Source organism: Pseudomonas sp. UBA4194 (genome assembly GCF_002379585.1).
Lineage (GTDB): Bacteria > Pseudomonadota > Gammaproteobacteria > Pseudomonadales > Pseudomonadaceae > Aquipseudomonas.
On sequence record NZ_DFUE01000043.1, the window covers coordinates 8,960 to 33,048 of the forward strand.

At 62.4% G+C, this 24,089-nt stretch carries 26 protein-coding genes; 22 read left to right on the top strand and 4 right to left on the bottom strand.

Annotation, left to right across the window (positions count from 1 at the left end; genetic code table 11):
• Window positions 1-31 precede the first annotated feature (31 nt).
• Window positions 32-910, bottom strand: a complete 879-nt coding sequence (locus tag B3397_RS11320) for a LysR family transcriptional regulator (RefSeq protein WP_296250006.1) — start codon at window positions 908-910, stop codon at window positions 32-34.
• Between the two features lie 260 nt (window positions 911-1,170).
• Here B3397_RS11320 and B3397_RS11325 point away from each other — a divergent pair, with 260 nt between their 5' ends.
• Window positions 1,171-1,824 carry a hydrolase gene (locus tag B3397_RS11325; RefSeq protein ID WP_296250008.1) on the top strand — a complete coding sequence of 218 codons (654 nt, stop codon included), beginning with the start codon at window positions 1,171-1,173 and terminating at the stop codon, window positions 1,822-1,824.
• Window positions 1,825-1,857: 33 nt separating this feature from the next.
• The gene (locus tag B3397_RS11330; RefSeq protein ID WP_296250010.1) at window positions 1,858-2,718 is read left to right on the top strand and encodes a pirin family protein; all 861 of its coding nucleotides are present in this window, start codon (window positions 1,858-1,860) and stop codon (window positions 2,716-2,718) included.
• Window positions 2,719-2,813: 95 nt separating this feature from the next.
• Here B3397_RS11330 and paaX read toward each other — a convergent pair whose 3' ends face one another.
• Window positions 2,814-3,734, bottom strand: coding sequence for a phenylacetic acid degradation operon negative regulatory protein PaaX (gene paaX, locus B3397_RS11335; RefSeq protein WP_296250012.1), 921 nt, complete (start codon window positions 3,732-3,734; stop codon window positions 2,814-2,816).
• Window positions 3,735-3,790: 56 nt separating this feature from the next.
• Window positions 3,791-4,387: a phenylacetic acid degradation protein PaaY gene (paaY, locus tag B3397_RS11340; RefSeq protein WP_296250014.1), complete on the bottom strand. Its 597-nt coding sequence runs from the start codon at window positions 4,385-4,387 to the stop codon at window positions 3,791-3,793.
• 312 nt (window positions 4,388-4,699) lie between these two features.
• On the opposite strand from paaY, the gene paaF reads away from it, so the two are divergent.
• The 14 genes from paaF (at window position 4,700) to B3397_RS11410 (ending at window position 17,717) form a co-directional block, all read left to right on the top strand.
• Window positions 4,700-5,470, top strand: coding sequence for a 2,3-dehydroadipyl-CoA hydratase PaaF (gene paaF / locus B3397_RS11345; RefSeq protein WP_296250015.1), 771 nt, complete (start codon window positions 4,700-4,702; stop codon window positions 5,468-5,470).
• 25 nt (window positions 5,471-5,495) lie between these two features.
• Window positions 5,496-6,287 carry a 2-(1,2-epoxy-1,2-dihydrophenyl)acetyl-CoA isomerase PaaG gene (gene paaG / locus B3397_RS11350; protein WP_296250016.1) on the top strand — a complete coding sequence of 264 codons (792 nt, stop codon included), beginning with the start codon at window positions 5,496-5,498 and terminating at the stop codon, window positions 6,285-6,287.
• 3 nt (window positions 6,288-6,290) lie between these two features.
• Window positions 6,291-7,805 carry a 3-hydroxyacyl-CoA dehydrogenase PaaH gene (gene paaH / locus B3397_RS11355; RefSeq protein WP_296250017.1) on the top strand — a complete coding sequence of 505 codons (1,515 nt, stop codon included), beginning with the start codon at window positions 6,291-6,293 and terminating at the stop codon, window positions 7,803-7,805.
• 115 nt (window positions 7,806-7,920) lie between these two features.
• Entirely contained in the window at window positions 7,921-9,234 is a 1,314-nt protein-coding gene (gene paaK, locus B3397_RS11360; protein WP_296250019.1) for a phenylacetate--CoA ligase PaaK, read from the top strand.
• Between the two features lie 147 nt (window positions 9,235-9,381).
• Window positions 9,382-10,371 (top strand): 1,2-phenylacetyl-CoA epoxidase subunit PaaA, encoded by a 990-nt coding sequence (paaA, locus tag B3397_RS11365; protein ID WP_296250021.1) that lies wholly within the window; start codon window positions 9,382-9,384, stop codon window positions 10,369-10,371.
• A gap of 17 nt (window positions 10,372-10,388) precedes the next feature.
• Entirely contained in the window at window positions 10,389-10,670 is a 282-nt protein-coding gene (gene paaB, locus B3397_RS11370) for a 1,2-phenylacetyl-CoA epoxidase subunit PaaB (protein WP_296250023.1), read from the top strand.
• 8 nt (window positions 10,671-10,678) lie between these two features.
• Window positions 10,679-11,446 carry a 1,2-phenylacetyl-CoA epoxidase subunit PaaC gene (gene paaC, locus B3397_RS11375; RefSeq protein WP_296250024.1) on the top strand — a complete coding sequence of 256 codons (768 nt, stop codon included), beginning with the start codon at window positions 10,679-10,681 and terminating at the stop codon, window positions 11,444-11,446.
• Complete coding sequence (gene paaD / locus B3397_RS11380; protein WP_296250026.1) at window positions 11,433-11,966, top strand: 1,2-phenylacetyl-CoA epoxidase subunit PaaD; 534 nt, start codon at window positions 11,433-11,435, stop codon at window positions 11,964-11,966. The genes paaC and paaD overlap by 14 nt, the downstream gene beginning before the upstream one ends.
• A gap of 20 nt (window positions 11,967-11,986) precedes the next feature.
• On the top strand, window positions 11,987-13,063 hold the full coding sequence (paaE, locus tag B3397_RS11385) for a 1,2-phenylacetyl-CoA epoxidase subunit PaaE (protein ID WP_296250028.1): 1,077 nt from the start codon (window positions 11,987-11,989) through the stop codon (window positions 13,061-13,063).
• A 92-nt stretch (window positions 13,064-13,155) separates the two neighbouring features.
• A complete protein-coding gene (gene paaZ / locus B3397_RS11390; protein ID WP_296250030.1) occupies window positions 13,156-15,201 on the top strand; it encodes a phenylacetic acid degradation bifunctional protein PaaZ in 2,046 nt (681 codons plus the stop codon).
• Between the two features lie 186 nt (window positions 15,202-15,387).
• Window positions 15,388-15,921 (top strand): cysteine hydrolase family protein, encoded by a 534-nt coding sequence (locus B3397_RS11395; RefSeq protein ID WP_296250032.1) that lies wholly within the window; start codon window positions 15,388-15,390, stop codon window positions 15,919-15,921.
• 208 nt (window positions 15,922-16,129) lie between these two features.
• Window positions 16,130-16,660, top strand: a complete 531-nt coding sequence (locus B3397_RS11400; protein ID WP_296250033.1) for a DUF1003 domain-containing protein — start codon at window positions 16,130-16,132, stop codon at window positions 16,658-16,660.
• Window positions 16,661-16,938: 278 nt separating this feature from the next.
• Window positions 16,939-17,241 carry a DUF1778 domain-containing protein gene (locus B3397_RS11405; RefSeq protein ID WP_296250034.1) on the top strand — a complete coding sequence of 101 codons (303 nt, stop codon included), beginning with the start codon at window positions 16,939-16,941 and terminating at the stop codon, window positions 17,239-17,241.
• Entirely contained in the window at window positions 17,199-17,717 is a 519-nt protein-coding gene (locus tag B3397_RS11410) for a GNAT family N-acetyltransferase (RefSeq protein WP_296250036.1), read from the top strand. Before B3397_RS11405 ends, B3397_RS11410 begins: the two co-directional genes overlap by 43 nt.
• A 31-nt stretch (window positions 17,718-17,748) precedes the next feature.
• On the opposite strand, the gene B3397_RS11415 is transcribed toward B3397_RS11410, so the two are convergent.
• The gene (locus B3397_RS11415) at window positions 17,749-18,414 is read right to left on the bottom strand and encodes a TetR/AcrR family transcriptional regulator (protein ID WP_296250168.1); all 666 of its coding nucleotides are present in this window, start codon (window positions 18,412-18,414) and stop codon (window positions 17,749-17,751) included.
• Between the two features lie 247 nt (window positions 18,415-18,661).
• Here B3397_RS11415 and B3397_RS11420 point away from each other — a divergent pair, with 247 nt between their 5' ends.
• The 6 genes from B3397_RS11420 (at window position 18,662) to B3397_RS11445 (ending at window position 24,086) form a co-directional block, all read left to right on the top strand.
• Window positions 18,662-19,807, top strand: coding sequence for an FAD-dependent monooxygenase (locus B3397_RS11420; protein WP_296250038.1), 1,146 nt, complete (start codon window positions 18,662-18,664; stop codon window positions 19,805-19,807).
• 261 nt (window positions 19,808-20,068) lie between these two features.
• Window positions 20,069-20,920 carry an ABC transporter ATP-binding protein gene (locus B3397_RS11425; RefSeq protein ID WP_296250040.1) on the top strand — a complete coding sequence of 284 codons (852 nt, stop codon included), beginning with the start codon at window positions 20,069-20,071 and terminating at the stop codon, window positions 20,918-20,920.
• 40 nt (window positions 20,921-20,960) lie between these two features.
• Entirely contained in the window at window positions 20,961-21,968 is a 1,008-nt protein-coding gene (locus B3397_RS11430) for an ABC transporter substrate-binding protein (protein ID WP_296250042.1), read from the top strand.
• Window positions 21,969-21,975: 7 nt separating this feature from the next.
• Entirely contained in the window at window positions 21,976-22,752 is a 777-nt protein-coding gene (locus B3397_RS11435) for an ABC transporter permease (RefSeq protein ID WP_296250043.1), read from the top strand.
• Window positions 22,752-23,516: an SDR family oxidoreductase gene (locus B3397_RS11440; RefSeq protein WP_296250046.1), complete on the top strand. Its 765-nt coding sequence runs from the start codon at window positions 22,752-22,754 to the stop codon at window positions 23,514-23,516. Before B3397_RS11435 ends, B3397_RS11440 begins: the two co-directional genes overlap by 1 nt.
• 30 nt (window positions 23,517-23,546) lie before the next feature.
• Window positions 23,547-24,086, top strand: coding sequence for a cupin domain-containing protein (locus B3397_RS11445; RefSeq protein ID WP_296250047.1), 540 nt, complete (start codon window positions 23,547-23,549; stop codon window positions 24,084-24,086).
• The last annotated feature ends 3 nt before the right edge of the window (window positions 24,087-24,089 follow it).

A 24,089-nucleotide genomic window follows, 5' to 3' on the forward strand; every position in this document is an offset into this window, starting at 1 on the left:
GTAAGCCGCGTCATGGGAATACCGCGGCCTATCAATCTGACCGCGGTGCGGGGCAGTGTTCGATCAGGAGTTCGGTGAGCAGGCGGATCTTGCGGGGTGGGTGCTGGCCTGGGGGGCGGATGACGTAGGCGGCGGCGGGGGGTAGTGGGTATTGCGTCATGATCGGGACCAACGCTCCGCTGGCGACGTGCTCGTCGGTGATCCAATCGGGCAGGTAGGCAACGCCAAGCCCGGCGATGGCGGCGCAGAGCAGCGCGGTGCCATTGTCCGCCTTGAAGGTGCCCTGGGGGTGCACAGTGACGGTGGCGTCGCCGTCCATGAACATCCAGGATTCCGTGCCTTGCATCAAGGCCTGATGGGCGACGAGTTCATCGGGGCTCTCGGGTGCACCGTGGGCCTGGATATAGGCTGGGCTGGCGACCAGTTTTCCCTGAATGGGGCCGATGCACCGGGCGATCATGTCTGAGTCCTGCAGGTAGCCCACCCGTATGGCGCAGTCGTAACCCTCGGCGATCAGGTCGACGAAACGATCGCTGTAATGGGTGTAAATGTGCAACCTGGGATAGCGGCGGGCCATTTCCGCCAGGATCGGCGCGAAGTGGGTCGGGCCGAAGGTTAGCGGCGCGGAGAGGCGCAGGCGTCCGCAGAGCTCACCGGCAGGCAGGATCGCCTCGCGGGCCATTTCGATCTCGGCGCAGGCCCTGACGGCATGCTCGCGAAAAGCGATGCCTGCTTGGGTGAGCGCGGCACCACGGGTGGAGCGCGCCATCAGCTGCACCCCCAGCTCTGCCTCCAGCCGGGCGAGGCGTCGGCTGATGATCGACTTGGACACCCCCAACCGCACGGCGGCGCGTGACAGGCCTCCGGCATCGGCAACCTCGACGAAGGTTTGAAGCTCTTCCATGTCCATGCTCGTGTTCCTCGCTGCGCGACAAAACTGCCTACGCATACTAGGCCAAATAGGTGGGGCCTGAGCGCAGCTGGTCCGCTTTCCGGGTTGCGGCAGCATTCGGGCCACACTGCTGCGTTCCCCGTTGCGCAACACAGCTGATCACCCGTCGCTACTACCGCCTTGCCCGTTGCAACTGCACAGTGCTGTTCGAGCCACCGCGCCGCCGGTGCCGGTGGCCTGAATTCGATCCCACTCATCACAGCACACAGGATGAACCCATGACTTTTCGCAACGGCCTTGCCTCGCTCCTTCGCCCTGAAGATTCAGTATTGGTTCTGATCGACCACCAACCTTACCAACTGACCAACCTCAACAGCCATGAGCCGCAGATGGTGGTCAACAACGCCGCCGCGCTGGCCAAGGCCGCCAAGGTGTTTGGCGTACCGACCATTATGACCAGCGTGATCGCCGAGCGCGGCGGGTTGATCTTTGCGCAGATCACCGACGTGTTCCCCGGCCAGGAGGTCATTGACCGGACCTTCATCAACACCTGGGAAGATCCAAAAGTGGTGGACGCCGTCAAAGCCACCGGACGCAAGCAACTGGTTATCGCAGGCCTGTGGACCGAAATCTGCGTGGCCATGCCGGTGATTCAAGCGCTGGGAGAAGGCTGGGACGTGACGGTGATCACCGATGCATCGGGTGGGGTTTCCGTGGAGGCCCATCAGTTGGCGGTCCAGCGTATGATCGGCGCAGGGGCAAACATGATGACCTGGCTGGCGTTGGCTGCCGAATGGCAGCGCGATTGGGCCCGGGTTGAAACGGCTGCCGGGCTGACGGAGGTGCTTGTGCAGCACGCCGCTGGCAGTGGGATTGCCTATCTGTGGGAGCAGCAACTGCTCAACACGCCCGTACCCGCCGGCGAAGCGTAGGCTGAGCGGGCGATCACACACTGGAGAGCCGACATGATTGAAATGGTCATCGAGCAGCGCCGGCGCAAGCTCAGCGAGCACTTTGAAATTGGCCGCGTGTTGCCGTTCGCCAAGCGGCGGATGGTAGGCCCGTTCATTTTCTTCGACCATATCGGGCCGCTGGACCTGGCGCCTGGGGTGAATCGCAGCATCGATGTTCGGCCGCATCCGCACATCGGGCTGGCCACGGTGACCTACCTGTTCGCCGGCGAAATCATGCACCGCGATAGCCTGGGTTACGAACAGCCGATTCGGCCCAACGAGGTCAATTGGATGACGGCCGGTCGCGGTATCACCCATAGCGAACGGTTCGAGCGTGCGCGAGCTCAGGGTGATCATTTACATGGCATCCAGGCGTGGGTCGCCCTGCCGACCGAAAGCGAGGAAATCGCACCCAGCTTTTCCCACCACCACGGCAGTGAGTTGCCCAGCTGGAACGAGGCCGGCGTGGTGGGGCAGCTCATTGCTGGCAGCGCCTATGGCCTGACGGCCGGGGCGAAGACGCATTCGCCGCTGTTCTATGCCCATCTGGATATGCTGCCGGGCGCCACGGCGGAAATTCCCGGCGGGCACAAGGAGCGGGCGCTGTATATCGCAACCGGTGCAGTGGAGCTGGACGGTACCCGGCATGAGAGCGGCAGGATGCTGGTGCTGGGGCCCACGGCGTCGCGGGTTAGAGCACTGGAACGGGCCACCGTGATGGTGCTCGGCGGCGAGCCGGTGGGCGAGCGCTTCCTGTTGTGGAATTTCGTGTCCTCCTCCAAAGACCGTCTCGCCCAGGCCGCCGCAGATTGGAGCGCAGGCAGAATGAAACTCCCCGACGCCGACGACCAGGAATTCGTCCCCCCCCCGTAGCAGCGGCGTAAGCCGCGTCATCAGGCTCAAGCTGATTCGAGAGGGGGCGTAGCGTGTCAGGGGATGGTGAGGAGCTGACGCGGCTTACGCCGCTGCTACAGGCCGCCGAAGCGTTGGTAGAAGCTGGGGGCGGCTTCGGGCAGGGGGCCGTCGGCGGTTTCCATGACGGTGGCCAGCCATTGTTCGGCAGGGGCGTAGACCTGACGGTAGATGTTGCGGCACAGCTGCCGTGCTGCCCTGCCCTCCCAATCCGCCGGCAACAGCTCGTCGGGCAGTTGCGGATCGCGCAGCAGCAAGCGTCGATACTCGTGAATCAACAGCAATCTCACCAGCAGGCATTCTTCAGGATCCAGGTTGTCACGCCCGCGCAGCGCCTGCCACAAAGGGCGGAACAACTGGATGAACTCACCGTAATGCGCCGACAGGGCCTCGATGCTCCAGGTCTCGCGCACCTGTTCCTGCAAGGCCCCCACGCTCACATCGCCCTGGGGCTTGGTTTCAAACACGATCGTGTCATCCAGCACGCCTTGGTCGGCGAGGCTGGCGTTGACGTCGGCGCGGTCGCTGCGCGGGCAGGCGAGCAGGGTTGGGGAGATGGCGCCGAAGCCTTGCCATTCCAACTCTTCACGCACCGACTTGCGTTTGGCCGGTGACAGTTGGGTCAGAATGACCATGCACCAACTGCCGTCCCAGGCAGGTAACGTCGAGCTGTAAACGCGCTTGAGGGCCTGATCGAAGCGGCGGCGGCCAACGGCGGTCAGGCTGTAGTAACTGCGCCGGCCGACTTTTTCGGCGCTCAGCCAGTCCTCTTTGCTCAAGCGGAAAATGGACGTACGAATCAGCCGCTCGTTGATGCCCATGGGTTCCAGAATGCGAATCAGGCTGCCCAGCCACACCGTGCCGCCATGGGGCTCGATGGCGTCACCGTACAAGGTCACGATCAATGAGCTGGCGCGGATGGGTGTCTGTTCCTGGAAACGGGTAATCAAGGCATCGAGCGGCGTGAGGGACGACATTGGCTGTCCGTGCGGAGAAAAAACGAAATATACCTGCAGACCGTGCTTCCTGACCATCAACCGCCGCTGTGCTTGGGCCGAAAGCCAGAGTCGGCATGCCGTGGGCGGTGGCTTTCGACGGCGGCCAAGGGTGCGCACTCCTGCATGTCTTGCAGGCACTGTCGGGCCAGGGATTGATACTCGCGGGTGCCCGCCAGCTTCCAGGCGACTTCCTCGTCGGTCAATTCACGCTTGACCTGTGCAGGCGCGCCCATCACCAGCGATTGTGCCGGACAACTGAAACCAGCCTTGACGAAGGCCGTTGCGGAAACGAATGAGCGCGCGGCGATATGGGCGTTGTCCATGACCACAGCATTCATGCCCACCAGCACATCCGCCCCGATGCGACAGCCGTGCAGCACCGCGCCGTGGCCGACATGGCCATTGCGTTCGACCACCGTGTCGCTGTCCGGGAAGCCATGCATCACGCAGGTGTCCTGCAGGTTGGCGCCCTCCTCCAGCACGATGCGACCGAAGTCTCCGCGCAGGCTGGCGAGCGGGCCGACGTAGCAATGAGGGCCGACGATGACGTCGCCGATCAGTACGGCGGTGGGGTGCACGTAGGCGCTGGGGTGGATGACCGGCGTCAGGCCGGCAAGTCGGTAGCAGGGCATGGGCGGGAGCTCCTTCGAAGCTTTTATAACGATTATTTTCTCGTAGATATATTTTTTTGTATCACATACCTATCAATCACGCCAGTCCGCAGGAAACGCCTGGCTGTGCTAAGCACTTCTATTAATAAGCGCTTATAGGATCAGCGCACTACTGCGAATACCAGGACGCCAACCCTGATATTAGGACACCTGAAACAAATTCAATATTGATTTAATGTATCACTTTGGGCCTATACTGCGGACAGTGGCCACCTCGGCCGGACAATAACAAGCTCGCCCCGATGCCGAGCCCCCTCCATGAGGAACCGTGTCATGCCGCAGCTGCTAACGGTCCAGGTACTGGACGCCGTGCGCCTGATCACCCTGCAACGCCCCGAAGCCCTCAATGCGCTCAATACCCAACTGTTGGCCGAACTGGCCGCGCAACTGGGCGAGGCCGACGCAGACGTGCAAACCCGCGCCGTGGTGATCACCGGCAATGCCCGTGCATTCGCCGCCGGGGCCGACATCAACGAAATGGCCGAGCGCGATCTGGTCGGCATCCTCAACGACCCGCGGGCCGCCTCATGGCAACGCATCGGCGCCTTCGGCAAACCGCTGATCGCCGCCGTCAACGGTTATGCGCTGGGCGGCGGCTGTGAGCTGGCGATGCACGCCGATATCCTCCTGGCCGGCGAAGGCGCGCTGTTTGGCCAACCGGAAATCAACCTGGGCATCATGCCCGGCGCCGGCGGCACCCAGCGGCTGCTGCGCGCGGTGGGCAAGTCCTTGGCCATGCAGATGGTGTTGACCGGTGAGCCGATCAGCGCGCGGCAGGCACAGCAGGCGGGCTTGGTCAGTGAAGTTACGCCACCTGAATTGACCGTCGAGCGCGCACTGGCCATTGCCCAACAGATTGCTGCCAAGGCGCCCCTGGCCGTGCGCCTGGCCAAGGAGGCACTGCTCAAGGCTCAGGACATGGATCTGGCCAGCGGTCTGCGCTTGGAGCGCCATGCCTTCACGCTACTGGCCGGCACTCAAGATCGCGCGGAGGGCATCCAGGCGTTTCAGCAAAAGCGCCGACCGCGCTTCACCGGTGCATAACCTGAACAATAAGAGGCTACTTGCCATGACGTTTGACACAGTCCTGTTTTCCATCGAGCAAGGCGTGGCGTTGCTCAGTCTGAACCGTCCCGACCAGCTCAACAGCTTCAATACGCAAATGCACGGCGAGGTGCGCGAAGCGCTGCAGCGGATACGCCAACGCAGCGATGTGCGAGTGCTGCTGCTCACAGCTGAAGGCCGTGGCTTTTGCGCGGGGCAAGACCTGTCTGACCGGCAGGTTGCACCGGGCGCGGCCATGCCGGATCTGGGCGAATCCATCGAAAAATTCTACAACCCGTTGGTACGCGCCTTGCGCGATCTGCCGATGCCGGTCATTTGCGCGGTGAATGGCGTGGCAGCCGGCGCCGGGGCGAATTTGCCATTGGCCTGCGATCTGGTGATCGCGGCGCGCTCGGCCACTTTCATCCAGGCGTTCTGCAAGCTGGGACTGGTGCCGGATTCGGGGGGCACCTGGACCTTGCCACGGCTGGTGGGCATGGCGCGGGCCAAGCAGCTGGCGCTGCTGGGCGATCGGTTGAGCGCCGAGCAGGCCGAACAATGGGGCCTGATCTATCAGTGCGTCAACGATGAAGCCCTGCGCGAAACCGCATTGCAGTTGGCCCGTCACCTCGCCACCCAACCCACCCGTGGCCTGGCCCTGATCAAGCGCGCGCTCAACGCCAGCTTCGACAACAGTTTCGATGAGCAACTGACGCTGGAGCGTGATCTGCAACGGCTGGCCGGGCGTACCGAGGACTACCGCGAGGGCGCCGCCGCCTTCATGGAAAAACGCACACCAACGTTCAAGGGGCACTGAGTCATGGCCGCACTTTCCATCCATGCCGGCGTAGCCGGGATCGGCGCAGGCGCCATGGGCGCTGGTATCGCCCAGGTGGCGGCGCAAGCCGGGCATTCGGTCAAGCTGTTCGACACTCGCCCCGGCGCCGCCGCCCAGGCCATCGCTGGCATTGCCCAGCAACTGGGCAAGCGGGTCGCCGCAGGCAAGCTCGGCGAAGCCGCCTGCAGCGCGTGCCTGGGCAACCTGCAAGTGGCTGACCGCCTGGAGCAACTGGCCGACTGCGGCCTGATCATCGAAGCCATCGTCGAGCAACTCGAGGCCAAGCGGGAGCTGTTCAACGCGCTGGAGGCTCTGTGTCGACCCGACTGCATCCTGGCCAGCAACACCTCATCGCTATCGATCACCGCCCTGGCGGCTCATTTGCAGCATCCCGAGCGGATGGCCGGGCTGCACTTCTTCAACCCGGCCCCGGTGATGGCGCTGGTGGAGGTGGTCAGCGGTCTGGCCACCGACGCGCGGGTAGCCGACACGCTCTGTGAAACGGCACTCAGCTGGGGCAAGCAACCGGTCCGCACCCAGTCCACTCCAGGCTTCATCGTCAACCGGGTGGCGCGGCCCTTCTATGCCGAGAGCTTGCGCCTGCTGCAGGAAGGCGCGGCCGATTGCGCCACACTCGATGCCCTGCTGCGCGATGCCGGCGGCTTTCGTATGGGCGCGTTCGAGCTGACCGACCTGATCGGCCACGACGTCAACTACGCCGTCACCTGCTCGGTGTTCGATGCCTACTATCACGACATGCGTTTTCAGCCGTCGCTGGTACAGAAGCAACTGGTAGACGCCGGTCGCCTGGGGCGCAAGAGTGGCCTTGGTTTCTACGACTACCGTGAGGGCGCCGAGCGACCCCGGCCCAGCGCCCTGGCCAGCGTTCAGCCGGCGCCCGCTGAGGTGGTGGCGCAAGGTTTGGGCACGGCACTCATGCCCTTGCTGCAGCGCCTGCGTGAATCGGGTATCACCGTCACCGAGGGGCCTGGCAGCGGCTTGCTGCGCATCGGCGAGGCCGTACTGGCACTGAGCGACGGGCGCATGGTTAGCCGCCGCGCCCGCGATGAGGGGCTGCGCAATCTGGTGCTGATCGATCTGGCCCTGGATTACGCCAGTGCAACGCGCGCCGCCATCAGTTACAGCGACGACAACGATGCAGTGGGCGCGGTGGTGGCGCTGCTGGCCCACGTGGGCATCACCGCGTCCCGCCTCAGCGACACACCCGGTCTGCTGGTGCTGCGAACCGTGGTCATGCTCGCCAACGAAGGCGCGGATGCCGTGCTGCAAGGGGTAGCGAGCGCTGCCGACATCGACCTCGCCCTGTGCACCGGCGTCAACTATCCCAAAGGCCCTTTGGCTTGGGCCGACAGCCTTGGACTGGACACTGTGGTGCGAACGCTCGAACACCTTCAAGCGGCCTATGGCGAAGAGCGCTATCGCCCTTCGCTGTTGTTGCGCCGCTGTCTGGCCCAAGGCAGATCGCTGCATGCATGATTTCATCCACTGCCGGCTGGAACCCTGACAGGAAACACGCTTTGATCATCGAACGCCTCTAGAACGCTGTGCATTGAACCTGTGTGCCCGCCCACAACAATAATCGAGCGAAGCCATGAATATGTACCTTGACCGCGAAGCCTTGCTGGACCCCTTGCAACACGCCAGTGTCGATCAATTGCGCAGCCACCAGATCGAACGTCTGCGCTGGAGTCTCAACCATGCCTACCGCAACGTACCGGCTTATCGGCAGCGTTTCGACGCGTTGGGCGTGCACCCCGACGACCTGAAAGCCCCGGAAGATCTGGCCAGATTTCCGTTCACCGGGAAGGCCGACCTGCGCGACAACTACCCCTATGGGCTGTTCGCCGTTCCCATGGACGAGGTGGTGCGCCTGCACGCGTCCAGCGGCACCACCGGCAAGCCAACGGTGGTGGGCTATACCCAGAACGACATCGACATCTGGGCCAACATCGTGGCCCGCTCGATCCGCGCCGCCGGTGGCCGCAAGGGTGACAAGGTGCATATCGCCTATGGCTACGGCCTGTTCACCGGTGGCCTGGGCGCCCACTACGGTGCCGAGCGGCTGGGCTGCACGGTGATTCCCATGTCCGGCGGCCAGACCGAAAAGCAGGTGCAACTGATCCGTGATTTTCAGCCGGACATCATCATGGTCACGCCCTCGTACATGCTCAACATCGCCGACGAGATCGAGCGTCAGGGCATCGATCCGCAAAGCCTGAAGCTGCGCCTGGGCATCTTCGGTGCCGAGCCGTGGACCGATGAGTTGCGCGGCGCCATCGAGCAGCGCCTGGGCATCAGCGCGCTGGATATCTATGGCCTGTCGGAAATCATGGGGCCGGGGGTGGCCATGGAATGTGCCGACAGCAAAGGCCACCCGACGATCTGGGAAGACCACTTCTATCCCGAGATCATCAATCCGGTGACCGGGGACGTTCTGCCCGATGGCGAGTTCGGCGAGCTGGTGTTCACGTCCCTGAGCAAGGAGGCACTGCCGATGATCCGCTACCGCACCCGTGACCTCACCCGCCTGCTGCCCGGCAGCGGGCGCCCCATGCGGCGCATGGACAAGATCACCGGCCGCAGCGACGACATGCTGATCATCCGCGGGGTCAACGTATTCCCCACCCAGGTCGAGGAGCAGGTGCTCAAGAGCAAAGCGCTGTGCGGCTGTTATGAAATGCACCTGTATCGCCACGGCAACCTGGACTCGGTGGACATCCACGTAGAACTCGATGCCGGCCACCAGCATCTGACCGACGCCGAGCGCCAGGGGGTATGCAACGAGCTGAGCAGGCAGATCAAGACGTACATCGGCATCAGCACGCGGGTACTGCTGCAGCCGGCGTTCAGCCTCAAGCGCTCGGAGGGCAAGGCGGCTCACGTGTTCGATAAGCGGGGGCAATGATTCGCGCAGATGGCTGCCAGGGACAGGACCCGGCCAGTCACTGAACCCATAAAGCGATACACAAATAATCGTGACGCGCATATTTACGTTTGATATTTTTTTCTGTATCACTTATAAAGAGTCATGCCCCGATTGCGGAGAACCAGCATGTACGCGCAACTCGTTGAAACCGGCGTCAAGCGCCTCAAGACCCTGGATGAAATGTCCGAGCAGGAGCGCGCTTTTCAGGAAAAGATCGACGCCGAAATCAAGATCGAAGCCAAGAACTGGATGCCCGAGGCCTACCGTCAGACCTTGATCCGCCAGATCTCCCAGCATGCCCACTCGGAAATCGTCGGCATGCTGCCCGAGGCCAATTGGGTCACCCGGGCACCGAGCCTCAAGCGCAAGCTGCAACTGATGGCCAAGATTCAGGACGAAGCCGGCCACGGCCTATACCTGTACAGCGCCATGGAGACACTGGGTGCCGATCGCGATACAGAAATCGAAAAGATGCATGCCGGCAAGGCGAAGTATTCGAGCATCTTCAACTACCCCACCCTGAGCTGGGCCGACATTGGCGCAGTGGGCTGGTTGGTCGACGGCGCGGCGATTGTCAACCAGGTGGTGTTGCAGCGCACCTCCTACGGCCCTTACGCCAGGGCCATGGTGCGCATCTGCAAGGAGGAGAGCTTCCATCAGCGTCAAGGCTACGAAATTCTGCTGACCATGATGCGCCACGGTACCCAGGCGCAGAAGGACATGGTCCAGGACGCCATAAACCGCCTGTGGTGGCCATCCCTGATGATGTTCGGCCCCAGCGACGAGCATTCGCCCAACAGTGCCCAATCGATGGCCTGGAAAATCAAGCGCCAGAGCAACGATGAGCTGCGTCAGCGCTTCGTCGACCAGACCATCCCGCAACTCGAACTGCTGGGCTGCACCGCGCCCGACCCGGACCTGAAATGGAACGCCGAGACCGGCCACTACGATTTCGGCGACATCCAATGGGACGAGTTCCACGAAGTGCTCAAGGGCAACGGCCCCTGCAATCAGGAGCGCGTGGCGACCCGCCGCCGGGCCATCGAAGACGGCGCCTGGGTGCGCGAAGCCGCCGTCGCCCATGCCCGCAAAAAACATGACAAGAACGCCGCCTGAAGCCGGGAGATACGCTGATGTCCGACTGGACCCTGTTCGAAGTGTTCGTGCGCAGCAAGCACGGCCTTAACCACAAACATGTCGGCAGCGTGCACGCCGCCGATGCCACCATGGCTATCGAGAATGCTCGCGAGCTGTACACCCGGCGCAGTGAAGGGGTAAGCCTGTGGGTGGTGCCTTCGGCGCTGATCACCGCTTCGTCTCCGGACGACAAGGACCCGCTGTTCGATCCGGCAGACGACAAGGTCTATCGGCACGCCAGCTTCTACGTGCTGCCGCCCGAAGTCGGCCATATGTGAGGCGTGCCATGGCAAACCCTGATCGCAACGACCTGATCGAGTACCTGCTGCGCCTTGGCGACACGGCGATGATCCAGGGCCAGCGTCTGAGCCAGTGGATCGGTCACGCGCCGGCACTCGAGGAAGAACTGGCGCTGGCCAATGTCGGCCTGGATCTGATCGGCCAGGCACGCAACTGGCTGGACTACGCCGCCGAACTGTTGAACGATGGCCGGGACGCCGACCGCCTGGTGTTCCTGCGCCAGGAGCGTGAGTACCGCAATCTGTTGCTGGTGGAACAGCCCAACGGTGATTTCGCGGTCACCATGCTCAAGCAGTTTCTCTACGACGCCTGGCATTTTCAGGTGCTGCTTGGCCTGAGCGCCTCCAGCGACGAGCGTGTGAGTGGCATCGCCGCCAAGGCGCTCAAGGAAGTGACCTACCACCTGCGTCGCTCCGCCGAATGGGTCGAGCGCCTGGGCGATGGCACCGAGCACAGCCACGCCCGCATGCTCAAGGCCATCGACCAGCTCTGGCGTTTTACCGTGGAGCTGACCGAAACCTGCGAGGCTGAACAACGCCTGCGCGTCAGTGGCGTGCTCGGCAACCAGGCAGACGTCATCGCCGCCTGGCAGAGCAAGGTGGCTGATGTATTCGCCAGCGCCACCCTGCCGTTGCCGGCGGCCGCCAGCCCGTTCTACCTCAGCGCCCGCAAGGGGCTGCACACCGAGCACCTGGGGCTGTTGCTGGCCGAGATGCAGTACCTGCCCAGAGCGTACCCCGATGCAACCTGGTGAGCTGATCGCCGCCGACCGCGGCGCACGCCACTCGGTGCCGGCCGACCTGCCCCACGCCTGGGCAGTGTTGGAGCAGGTCATGGACCCTGAGGTGCCCGTGATCAGCGTGGTGGAGCTGGGCATCGTGCGCGAAATGGACTGGCACCAGGGACATCTGCGCGTGGTGGTCACGCCCACCTATTCCGGCTGTCCCGCCACCGAAGTCATCGAGGACGACATCCGTAGCGCGCTGGAACAGGCAGGCTTTGCCGCGCCGCAGTTGCTGCGACGCTTGTCGCCGGCCTGGACCACCGACTGGATCAAGCCCAGCGGCCTGGCGCGGCTGCAGGCGTATGGCATCGCTCCACCGGCTCACAGCACCCGCATGCGCAGCCTGTTGGGCGATGCGGCGCCCGTGCTGTGCCCGCAATGCGGCAGTGCCCATACCGAGCTCCTCAGTCAGTTCGGTTCCACCGCCTGCAAGGCGCTGTACCGCTGCTGCGAATGCCGGGAACCGTTCGACCATTTCAAGTGCATCTAAGCGCTCAGGAGAACAATAAGATGAGCCGATTTCACAGCCTGACCGTCAAGCAGGTGCGCCCGGAAACACGCGATGCGGTGTCCATCGTTTTCGACGTACCGAGCGAACTGCAAGCGGCGTTTCGCTACACCCAGGGTCAGCACCTGGTCATGCGCACCCTGCTCGACGGCGAGGAAGTGCGTCGCTCCTACTCCATCTGCACCGGTGTTGCCGACAACGAATTGCGCGTCGCTATCAAGCGAGTCGCCGGCGGGCGGTTCTCTGCCTTTGCCAACGAAACCTTGCAGCCTGGGCATACCCTGGAAGTGATGCCGCCGGCTGGCGAATTCGGCATCGCCCTGGACCCCACGCGCCAGGGCCGCTACCTGGCGGTCGCCGCCGGCAGCGGCATCACGCCCATCCTGTCGATCATCAAAAGCACCCTGTATGCAGAACCCGACAGCCATTTCACGCTGCTGTACGGCAACCGCTCGAGCGCCGGGGCGTTGTTCCGCGAACAACTCGAGGACTTGAAGAACCGCTTCGTGCAACGTCTGAACCTGATCTTCGTGTTCAGCCGCGAGCAGCAGGATGTGGACCTCTACAACGGGCGCATCGACGCCGAGAAGTGCGATCGGCTGTTCTCGCGTTGGCTGGATGTGAAGGCACTCGACGCGGCGTTCATTTGCGGCCCCCAACAGATGACCGAAACCGTGCGCAACAGTCTCCACGCCAAAGGCATGGACAACCAGCGCATCCATTTCGAGCTGTTCGGCGCCGCGGTCGACGGGCGCAAACGGGAAGCCCGCGAGGCAGCGCGCCAAGTGGACACGCAGGTCAGCCAGATCACGGTGATCAGCGATGGCCGTGCCTTGGCGTTCGATCTGCCACGCAACACTGTCAGCGTACTGGACGCCGGCAACGCCATCGGTGCCGAGCTGCCCTACTCGTGCAAGGCCGGCGTGTGCTCGACCTGCAAGTGCAAGGTGATCGAAGGCGAAGTGGAGATGGACAGCAACCATGCGCTGGAAGATTACGAGGTGGCTGCGGGGTACGTGTTGTCCTGCCAGACCTTCCCGTTGAGCCCGAAAGTGGTGCTGGATTTCGACCAGGTTTGATCGATGGTTTTGCAGTGAGGCGCCCCGCCGCAGATCCCCTGTGGGAGCGGGCTTCGCCTGGCCAATAAAGATTCCCTCAAGGAGCCCGAACCATGACCCCCACCCTGCAATCCTTCATCGCCGGCCGCTGGATCGGCGCCCAGGGCGCCAGCGTGCTGCGCAGTGCCCTGAATGGCCAGCCCCTGGCCCGCACCCACGAAGAACCGCTGGACTTCGCCGAAGCCGTCGAACACGGCCGCGTGCAAGGCAACAAACATCTCGGTGCACTGGATTTCCAGCAGCGCGCTCAACGCCTCAAGGCCCTGGCCTTGTACCTGGCCGAGCGCAAGGAGCAGCTCTACGCGCTCTCCCACCACAGCGGTGCCACCCGTGCCGACAGCTGGGTCGACATCGAAGGTGGTAATGCCACCCTGTTCAGCTATGCCGGCATCGGCAGCCGCGAGTTGCCTTCGGGCAACGTGTTCCACGAAGGTCCGGCGTTGCCTTTGGGTAAGCTCGGCCAGTTTGCCGGCACCCATATCCTGGTGCCCCGTGGCGGTCTGGCGGTGCACATCAATGCGTTCAACTTCCCCATCTGGGGCATGCTGGAAAAGTTCGCGCCGTGCTTTCTGGCCGGCATGCCATGCGTGGTCAAACCTGCCACCGCCACCAGTTACCTGACCGAAGCCGTGGTTCGCCTGATGGATGAATCGGGACTGCTGCCGGTTGGCAGTCTGCAATTGGTGATCGGCAGCACGGGCGACCTGCTCGACCGTCTGCAGGGTCAGGACGTGGTGACGTTCACCGGTTCTGCCGACACCGCTGCCAGGTTGCGGATCAACCCCAACCTGATCCGACACAGTGTGCCGTTCACCGCGGAGGCCGACTCGCTGAACTGCGCCATCCTGGCCCCGGACGTGACCCCCGGCGATCCGGAATTCGACCTGTACATCAAGGAAGTGGTGCGGGAGATGACCACCAAGGCCGGGCAGAAATGCACCGCCATACGCCGCGCCATCGTGCCCCGTCAGCACCTGGAGGCGGTGGCCGAAGGTATCTGCGCGCGGCTGGCCAAAGTGGTGGTGGGCGATCCTTCTGTCGAGGGCGTGCGCATGGGCGCCTTGGCCTCTCACGCCCAGCAGCATGATGTCGGCGAACGCCTGGAGATGTTGTTGCACAGCAGCGATCTGCTGTTCGGCGCCCGTGACGGTTTCGCCCCTCGCGGTGACGGCGTGGAAGAAGGCGCATTCTTCGCGCCCACGTTGCTCCAGGCTCACGACCCACACGCCGAGGGCGGCGCCCACGACATCGAAGCCTTCGGCCCGGTGAGCACATTGATGGCGTACAGCGATCTGGACGAAGCGCTGACCCTGGCCGCCCGTGGCAAAGGTAGCCTGGTGGCCAGCCTGATCACCAACGATCCCGCGATCGCGGCCAAGGCCGCACCGGCCATCGCTGCCTGGCACGGCCGCCTGCTGATTCTGGACCGCGATGCGGCCGCCGAATCGACCGGCCATGGCTCGCCCCTGCCGCAACTCAAGCATGGCGGTCCCGGTCGTGCGGGCGGCGGCGAGGAGCTGGGCGGGCTGCGGGCGGTCAAGCACTACCTGCAACGCGCTGCGGTCCAGGGTTCGCCAAGCATGCTCAGCGCGGTGACGGGCGAATACGTGCGCGGCGCGGCAGTGATTGAAACCGAGGTGCACCCTTTCCGACGTCACTTCGAAGACGTGCGGATCGGCGAGTCACTGCTCACCCATCGACGCACGGTCACCGAGGCCGACCTGGTGAATTTCGGCTGTTTGTCGGGGGATCACTTCTACATGCACTTCGATGAGATCGCGGCGAAGAACTCGCAGTTCGGCAAACGCATTGCTCACGGCTATTTCGTGCTGTCGGCGGCGGCCGGGCTTTTCGTGTATCCAGGCGAAGGCCCCGTGTTGGCCAATTACGGCCTGGACAACCTGCGCTTTATCAACCCGGTGGGCATCGGCGACACCATCCGTGCCCGCCTGACCTGCAAGCGCAAGATCGACCAGGGCAAAGCCAGCCCCCTGGGCGACCCGCAGGGCGTTGTGGCGTGGGATGTGGAGGTCACCAATCAGCACGACGAAGTTGTGGCCAGTTACGACATTCTGACCCTTGTGCGCAAAGCGCCGTGATACCGCGGCGGGGCCGGACGCGGCTTACGCCGCTGCTACAGGGGTTTCGATCCTGATGGGGTTTGCGGCGGCGTAGGCTTGTAGCACCGGCGTAAGCCGGGTCCGGACCACCGCGGTCGTGGCGCGTACCGCCCGATCAGATTAAGCTGCTCCGGCGTCTCATTCGAATCAAAGGACCTGATACCCGTGAAAGCGCTTATCGTCATCGACGTACAACACGCCCTGTTCAACGCCACCCCCGCCCCTACTGCCTCCTCGGAGGTTGTCGAACGGATCAACACCCTGACCCAACGTGCCCGGCAACAAGTTGCTCCCGTGGTATTCGTGCAGCACGAAGCCACCGCCGGCGACTTCTTCCGACACGGCAGCCCGGAATGGGCGCTCGACGCTCGGCTGATCATCACCGAAAGCGACCACATCGTCGCCAAGACCACTCCGGATGCCTTCCTTAACACTGAGCTCGAAGCCCTACTAAGCAACGCTGACATATCCCATGTCGTGGTGTGCGGCTACGCCACGGAATACTGCATCGACACCACCGTGCGCCGCGCCGCGGGCCTGGGTTACGAGGTCACGCTGGTCAGCGACGCCCATACCACTCAAGACAAATCCCATGCACCGGCCACGCAGATCATCACCCATCACAATGCAACGTTGGCCAGTATCAAGAGCTATGGCGGCGCCATCCATGCGCTGGAGACCAGCGCCGTAACGTTCTAACCCCGCTCTGTTCGCACGAACGTCCCGGCTGACTTTCATCTGCAGTGAAGCCAGCGGGTCGTTCTGCAGCGCGCCTATTCACGGCCTCTGCCTGAACAACCTGGCAGCGGCACGAGCCGGCATCCCGGCGCAGCCATCTCGCCATTCAACCCCACTGAAATCCATGGGATAGTTGGCGTCCTCTCCCCCCATTCGAAGACCTCGCCTCATGGCCACCAAGCACCCTCTCGAACCGCTGGCTCGACGCTTCCTCGGCAAACACCCCCATCAGCTCGAACCCGAAGAAATCCATGTTCTGGAGCAGATGAAAAAGCGCCTTCCCGTCAGCCGCGACGCGGGCGATGCCTCGGACGAGGTGGCGACCTTCGGCGAGCGGTTATCGGATCGGGTCGCGGCAATCGGTGGTTCGTGGGCCTTCATCGCCACGTTTACGATCATCCTGCTGGGATGGATGCTGCTCAACACCGACGTACTGGACCATTTCGGCCTGGCCTTCGACCCGTACCCGTACATCTTCCTCAACCTGATGCTCTCCACCGTCGCCGCCATTCAAGCGCCGGTCATCATGATGAGCCAGAACCGGCAATCGGCCAAAGACCGGTTGGCTGCCAGCCTGGATTTCGAAGTGAACCTGCGTGCGGAGCTGGAAATCATGCGGCTGCACGAAAAGATCGATAAAGAGATTGTCGAGCGGCTGGATCGGGTCCTGGCGCGATTAGAGCCTGAAGACGCGGTATGACGCCCCATGGCAGGGCGATTCGCAGAGTGCTGAACCAGCGTTCAGGCACTGCCAAGGCGTCAATAAGGAGTTTTCCTACACCGATTCAGGACAGAGGTGATTGGCTCCCACAGCAGGCGAAGGCAAGATCCTTGCACCCTGCGCAGAAAGGCGCATCGGTGCCAGACGTAAGCGTATAGCAGTTAGCTACACGGCGATGCTAGGATAGTCATGCACATCTGCTCAATGTGCCTACGACCAAGAGCATGGGCACCGATCCCACCCCATCGAGGGTATTCATGATGTTGAAAAACAGTGACACCGAGCCGGCAACCAAAGATAAACCCGTACCCATCAATATGCGGGCAGATATCAAGAAACGAAACCTTATAGACATTGCCGCTGCACTGTCTGGCCGCGATCGCACCAGCTTCATTTTGGATGCGGCTTGTCAGAGAGCGGAAGAAGTCATTCTGGACAGGCAGCTCTTTGTCCTTGAAGAGACTGCGTTCGATGCCTTCGAACAAGCGTTGGAATCCAACCCGGTACGGGGAAACACGTGTCTGCAGCAACTCCTGGCAAGGCCAAAACGCTGGAGCTAAGCGCTCCGCAAAAGCTCAACGACAATCATGATCTGAGCAAATTCGCCTGTGGCGAGCCGTCCATCGATGAGTACCTGCATAAAAGGGCAAGGAAGGCCCAAGCCGCTCGGCATGCGGTGGTATACGTAGTTTGCGTGAAGGGCACTCTTGCAGTGGCAGGCTACTACACGCTTTCAAATGGCTCGGTGATCCGTGCCAATGTCGTTCCCAGAAGCCTGCAGCGCAACTCCCCCGATCATCATCCCGTCACGGTGCTGGGCCGTATGGGTATCAGTGCCGAGGCTCAAGGCATGGGGTATGCGGCGGATTTGCTACAAGACGCGGTAGAGCGATGCGTGGGTGCTGCGCAAGCCATAGGGTCGAGCGCAATCGTCGTACATCCGCTCAATGACAAGCTGGCTGACTTTTACGCCAGGTACGGCTTTGTGGCCTGTCCGTCGATTTCACCGGTGACGATGATGCTGTCGTTGCGTTGAAAACGCCTGCGTCGGCCCACGCTGTGCCCCCTCACTCCACCACCCCAATCCCCCGCAGCACCATATCGGTCATGAAGTCCACATACCGCTCCGCCAGTTCCTCCCGGCGTCCTCCGGTGTCCGCAAACAACACTTCGAACAATGGCTGCGCAGTGGCGAAGTAGGTACATGCGCCGATCAGTGCGACATGCAGAAAGCGTGCATCTACATCAGGGAGCTTGACCGCCGAGCCCGGCCGGGCATCCAGGATGGTCGCGGTGATCGCCACGCCGCGCTTGGCGGTAGAGGCAAGGAAGGCGCGTGACTGCTCCCCTGCCGTCTCCTCGCCGGCGTAGATCTCGCGCATCACCAGCTTGAGGAAGTGCGGGTTCTTTTGGCCGATGTCCACAATCAGTCTGATGCGCTCGCGCACCATTGTTTGCACATCACCGCCCTGAATGCGGAGTTCACCTTGTTGCTGGGTGAGATCCATCAGGTGCATGGTGGCCTCGCGTAGCAGGCCGTCCTTGCCTCCGAAGTAGTAGCGAATCAACGCCGGATCCACGCCAGCCGATAGCGCAATGGCCCGCAAGGTCAACTCCTCCGGCACGGTACTGCGCAGCAACAGCAGTGTTGCGTCGATCAGCCCTTGGCGCCCCACGGATTCTCGCTGATGGGGCCGGCCTGCCTCGCGGCGCTTCGATAAGTCCTTTTGCATGGTGTTCACGCCTTCCTGCTCAGTGAAAACGGATGATAACGCAGCGGCTACGACACACTCGCGCCCCCTTGCGGTGCCTGATGTTACCGACAGATACATCGATTGAGTCGCGAGGAATGCGTTTCACCTACGAACAAATCTAACGAGCTGAATTTAAACGAGTTACCTCTTTATTCCCCAATAAAGGAATTAATGGCATCGGCCATGCATGTCTGTCTGCCTTCTACAATCAGCGAGAACCAGACACATGAGCACACTCAGGATCGGCATCATCGGCGCAGGTATCGGCGGGCTCTGCGCGGCCATTGGCTTGCTGCGCGCAGGGCACGATGTTCAGGTTTACGAACAGGCCAAGGCTTTCATGCGCGTCGGCGCCGACATCAACCTGACGCCCAACGCGGTCAAAGCGCTGGATGGGCTCGGTGTCGGTACGGCGGTGCGGGCATTTGCCGCGCGACCTACCCACCGCATCAGTCGCATGTGGGACACGGGTGAGGAAACCTCGCGCCTGGAAATGTCCGACGCCGCCGAGCAGAAGTACGGCGCCCCCCAACTGACCATACACCGCGCGGACCTGCTGACGGCCCTCGCCGAGGCCTTCCCAGTGGAACGCGTACGGTTTGGCAAGCGCGCGGAACAGGTCATCAAACGTTCAGGCGATCTGGAGCTGATATTCGCCGGCGGCGAACGGGCGCACTGCGATGTGTTGATCGGCGCCGATGGCATTCATTCGGTGGTGCGCAATACGCTGTTTGGCAAGGAGCATCCGCGTTTCACCGGCGTGGTCGCCTATCGTGCCGTGGTACCGGCCGAGAAAGTGGCCCATGTCCCTGACATCCAGGCGTTCACTAAATGGTGGGGGCCGAACCCGCAAAGCCAGATCGTGACTTTCCCACTCAATCGCGGACGGGACATCTTCATTTTCGCCACTACCGCCCAGGACAGCTGGCACCTGGAGAGCTGGACCACGCCTGGCAGTGTCAGCGAACTGCGTGACAACTACGCTAACTTCCACCCGGATGCTCGGGCGTTGCTGGACGCCTGCGATGAGGTCCTGAAGACCGCCCTGTATGAACGCGACCCCCTGCCCTATTGGGCGGCCGATGGCATGGCGCTGCTGGGCGATGCCTGTCATCCGATGATGCCGTTCATGGCCCAGGGTGCTGGTCAGGCGATCGAGGACGCCGTGGTGCTGGCACGCGCCCTCGGCCTGGCTACCACCAACGAGCAAGTGGCACCTGCGCTGCAGGGCTATCAGAGAGCACGTATCCAGCGTGCGAGTCAGATCCAGGTGGGCTCCAGAGGCAACCAGTGGCTCAAGGCGGGCGGTAACGCCGACTGGGTTTACGGGTATGACGCCTGGACCGTTTCAGCAACGACTGAAGTGGCCTGACGTCCGGTTTCGATTGCTTGATCCACTGTTACCGATCAGCACCATTTGAATGCGCCGCCGGTGCGCGGCGCACATTTCCCGCACACAAACGTATCGTATATAAACAGTTGTTTTATATATGAAACGTTCGAAAAATAATCAATTTAACTTAATAGACTGAATAACAAGGACTTTTATGTAAATAAAAGCCGCTCATGTATTTGGCATTGTTCATGCACTAACCGTTGTATCACCAGCAAAACAGACCAGAGAACTTTACCAATGGCTGTGAAAGAGATTTACGCAATCAACCCGCAGTGGAACGAGCCGGCACCGGTCGCAACATCGGCACCGGTGGAAATCGAGTTTCGCAACGTCGGTAAATGCTTCCCGGCCAAAGGCAAGGCTGACGCGCCCTTCGCTATCCGCGACGTCAACTTCACCATCCGTCGCGGTGAAGTGGTGTCGATCATTGGCCCTTCGGGCTGCGGCAAGAGCACGATCCTGAACATGGGCTCGGGCTTGTATCGGCCCAGCGAGGGCGAAGTGTTCGTAGGAGGCGAAGCGGTCACAGGTCCAGTGCGCAAAGTGGCGTTCATGCTGCAGAAGGACTTGCTGATGCCGTGGCGCAGCATTCGTCGCAACGTCGAGCTGGGCCTGGAAATCCAGGGCATGGCCAGTGCCGAACGTGCGGCTATCGCCGCCAACCTGCTCGACCGTTGCCACTTGCAGGGCTTTGCCGACCATTACCCCTTCCAGCTTTCCGGCGGCATGCGCCAACGCGCAGCGTTGGCCCGTACCTTGGCCATGGACCCCCAGGTGCTGTTTCTCGATGAGCCGTTCTCGGCACTGGACGCCCAGACCAAGATGATCCTGCAACAGGACATGGCCAGGATGCTGTTCGAGGAAAAGAAGACTGCCCTGTTCATCACCCATGACCTGGTCGAAGCCATCGCCATGTCCGACCGCCTGCTGGTGATGAGTGCCCGCCCAGGCACCATCGTCGAGGAAATCGTGGTTGACCTGCCGTATCGCGAGAACCCGCTCGAGCGCCGCAAGCTGCCGGAGATCGGCCCCCTAGCCGGGCGCCTGATGCAGTTGCTGAAAGTGGGCGAAGACACCGAACTGCATTGATTACTGCCCATCGGCCCTTCAATCGTTACTGGAGTTAACCATGTTCAAGTTCGCGTTCAACACTTCGCTGGTGGCCCTTGGTCTGGGCCTTGCGCTGAGTGCGCAGGCTGCAACCGACGTCACCTACCTATTGCCGGCACCTCCCAATTCGCCGGCGTTCGCCCCATGGGTCATCGCCCAGGAAAAAGGCTACTACCGCCAACAGGATCTCAACGTGACGTTCATTGCCGCCAAGGGCGGGGTCGACGTGGCCAAGCAGATCGGCGCGGGCAATGCCCTGGTCGGCGGCGCCATTGGTGACACCCCGATCGTGGTGCGCGCCAACGGTATTCCCGTGCGTGATGTCGCGGTACTCGGTGCCGGCGGCGTGACCATGATCGCTACCAATGGCGATGAAAACATCAAGTCGCTGGCCGACCTCAAGGGCAAGACGCTGACCGTAATGTCCTACTCCGATACCACCTACTACGCCCTGCTCGCTTCGCTGCGCAAGGCCGGGCTGGACAAGAATGACGTCAGTGTCCAGGCCGCGGGCCCCGCTGGGGTGTGGCAGCTGTTCTCAGCCGGGAAAGCCGAGGCCATGGCCGGCGTGCCGGACTGGGTTGTCAACGCGGAGGAAGCAGGGCTGAACGTGCAGCTCATTCCCCAGGAGCAGATCTTCGAAAGCATGGCCCAGTCGATCATGGCTTCGGACGACGCCATCAAGAATCACCCTGAGGTCGTGCGTGGCGTGGTGCAGGCCACCCTGCAAGGCATGCGCGACATCATCAAGGATCCCAAGGCGGCCGCCGCCACCTTCGCCAAGGCCGTGCCCGCCTACGCCGGCAAGGAAGCCACTCTGGAGAAGACCTTCAAGCTGTACGTCGAGCACGTGTATGCCAACCAGGCAGTGCCCGGGATGATCGATGCGGCACGCCTGGACAAGGTTCGCCAGTTCTATGTCAGCGAAGGCATCGTCACCAAAGAGCCCAAGCTTGAAGACCTGTACACCAACCAGTTCATCGAAACCTCGACCGCTGCCAAGTGGGTCGCGGCTATAGAAAGGTAGCAACCTGATGAAAAGCCCGAACCCTTCCATGCTGGGCAGCCTGGCGCTGCTGGCCCTGTTTCTTGCCATGTGGCAATGGGGGCCTGCCGCCTTGGGCATGCCTGAATTCGTAATGCCCAACTTGACCCGCGTGGCCCAGGAAAGCCTGGTGATGTGGCGCACTGGCGGCCTGTTGGAACATACCCTGATCACGGCTTTCGAGATCGTCGTAGGCTTTGGCCTGGGTGCGCTGCTGGGCATCATGATCGGCACCGCGCTGGGCCTCTCGCCATCGGCCGAAGCAATGCTGTCGCCCTACATTCTGGCCCTGCAGATCGCACCCAAAGTGGCGTTCGCGCCCCTGTTCGTAATGTGGCTGGGCTACACCATCTACCCCAAGATCCTGATCGCCATCCTGATCGTGTTCTTTCCGGTAATGATCAACGTGCTGTCAGCGATCCGAACCGTTGACCCAGACATGATCAACCTGGTGCGCACCATGAACGCCAGCCGTTTCCAGATCTTTCGTCTGGTGGAATTCCCATCGGCCATGGCCGCGCTGTTCTCCGGCCTGCGGATCGCGTCCACCCTGGCAGTGATCGGTGTGACCGTAGGCGAGTTGGTCGGTGGCAATCAGGGCCTCGGTTTCCTGTTGGTGGATGCCGAAGGCCAAGGCAATACCGCTGGCGTGTTCGTGGCCATCGTGATGCTGACCCTCATCGGTGTGCTGGCCTATGGCGCCGTGGTGTGGACCGAGAAGCGCGTGTTGCACTACATGCCCAAAGCTATGCTGAGTACCCAATGATGAATGCCGCCAAACACTTGCTGGACGGCCGCCGCGTGCTCGTCACCGGAGGGGCTCGGGGCTTGGGCTATGCCTTTGCCCAGGCCATCGCCGAAGCCGGCGCTCGAGTAGTGATTGCCGACATCCTTGCCGAGCGGGTGCAGCAAGCCGCTTGCGAGCTCCAGGCGCTGGGGCTGGACGTAACCGGGCTCAGCGTCGACCTGGCCAACCCTGAGTCGATCACGGCCTGCGCCACAGCGGCAGCCCAAGCGCTGGGCGGCCTGGACTGCCTGGTCAACAACGCTTCGGTGACCAATTCCGGTGGCAAGACCTGCGAGCAGTTGAGCATCGATACCTGGGACCAGGTGATGCAGGTCAATGTCCGCGGCACCTGGTTGATGACCACGGCCTGCCTGCCAGCCCTGCGTGCCAGCGGCAACGGCGCGGTGGTCAACCTGGCGTCCGACACACCGTTGTGGGGTGCGCCGAACCTGCTGGCCTACGTCGCCAGCAAGGGCGCAATCATCGCCATGACCCGCAGCCTGGCCCGCGAACTGGGCAGCGACAACATCACCGTCAATGCCATCGCCCCAGGCCTGGTACTGGTGGAAGCCACCGCCTATGTGCCCCAAGCACGCCACCGCCTGTACACCGAGCAGCGTGCGATACAGCGTCCGCAACTGCCCGCGGACGTCAGCGGCGCCGTGGTGTTCGCACTCAGCGACCTGGCCCGTTTCATCACTGGACAAACCCTGCCGGTCAACGGCGGGTTCGTCATGCCGTAAGTCGTTATGAACAAGCACCTGGAGACCGCCATGACCGATCTAGCCGCTCAACAAGAAGCCCCGAAAAGCTGGGAACGCCCTGCAGGCGCCAGCCTCGCCGACTGGATGCAAAGCCGTGTCGCACGCTATGAAACCCGAAAGTACGACTGGAACGCGTTGAAGTTCCAGGCCGACTACGACCCCAAGTTCCGTCGCGCCCAGATGCGTTACATCGGCACCGGCGGGACAGGCGTCAGCACTGACATGAACACCATTCCATCGGAGAACTTCACCTTCTCCACCATGGTGATCCCGGCCGGCCACGAAGGCCCGCCCCACCTGCACACCGACGTCGAGGAAGTGTTCTTCGTGCTGCGCGGCAAGCTCAAGGTGGTCATCGAAAAGGACGGCGAGCGCTATGAAACCATCCTCACCGACCGTGATGTGATTTCGGTACCGCCAGGCGTTTACCGCGAGGAAATCAACATCGGCGACGAAGATGCCCTGATGTGCGTGATGCTCGGCGCCAAGAAGCCCGTAACCCCGACCTACCCGCCAGAGCATCCCCTGGCCTCGATCAAACGCGGATAAGCC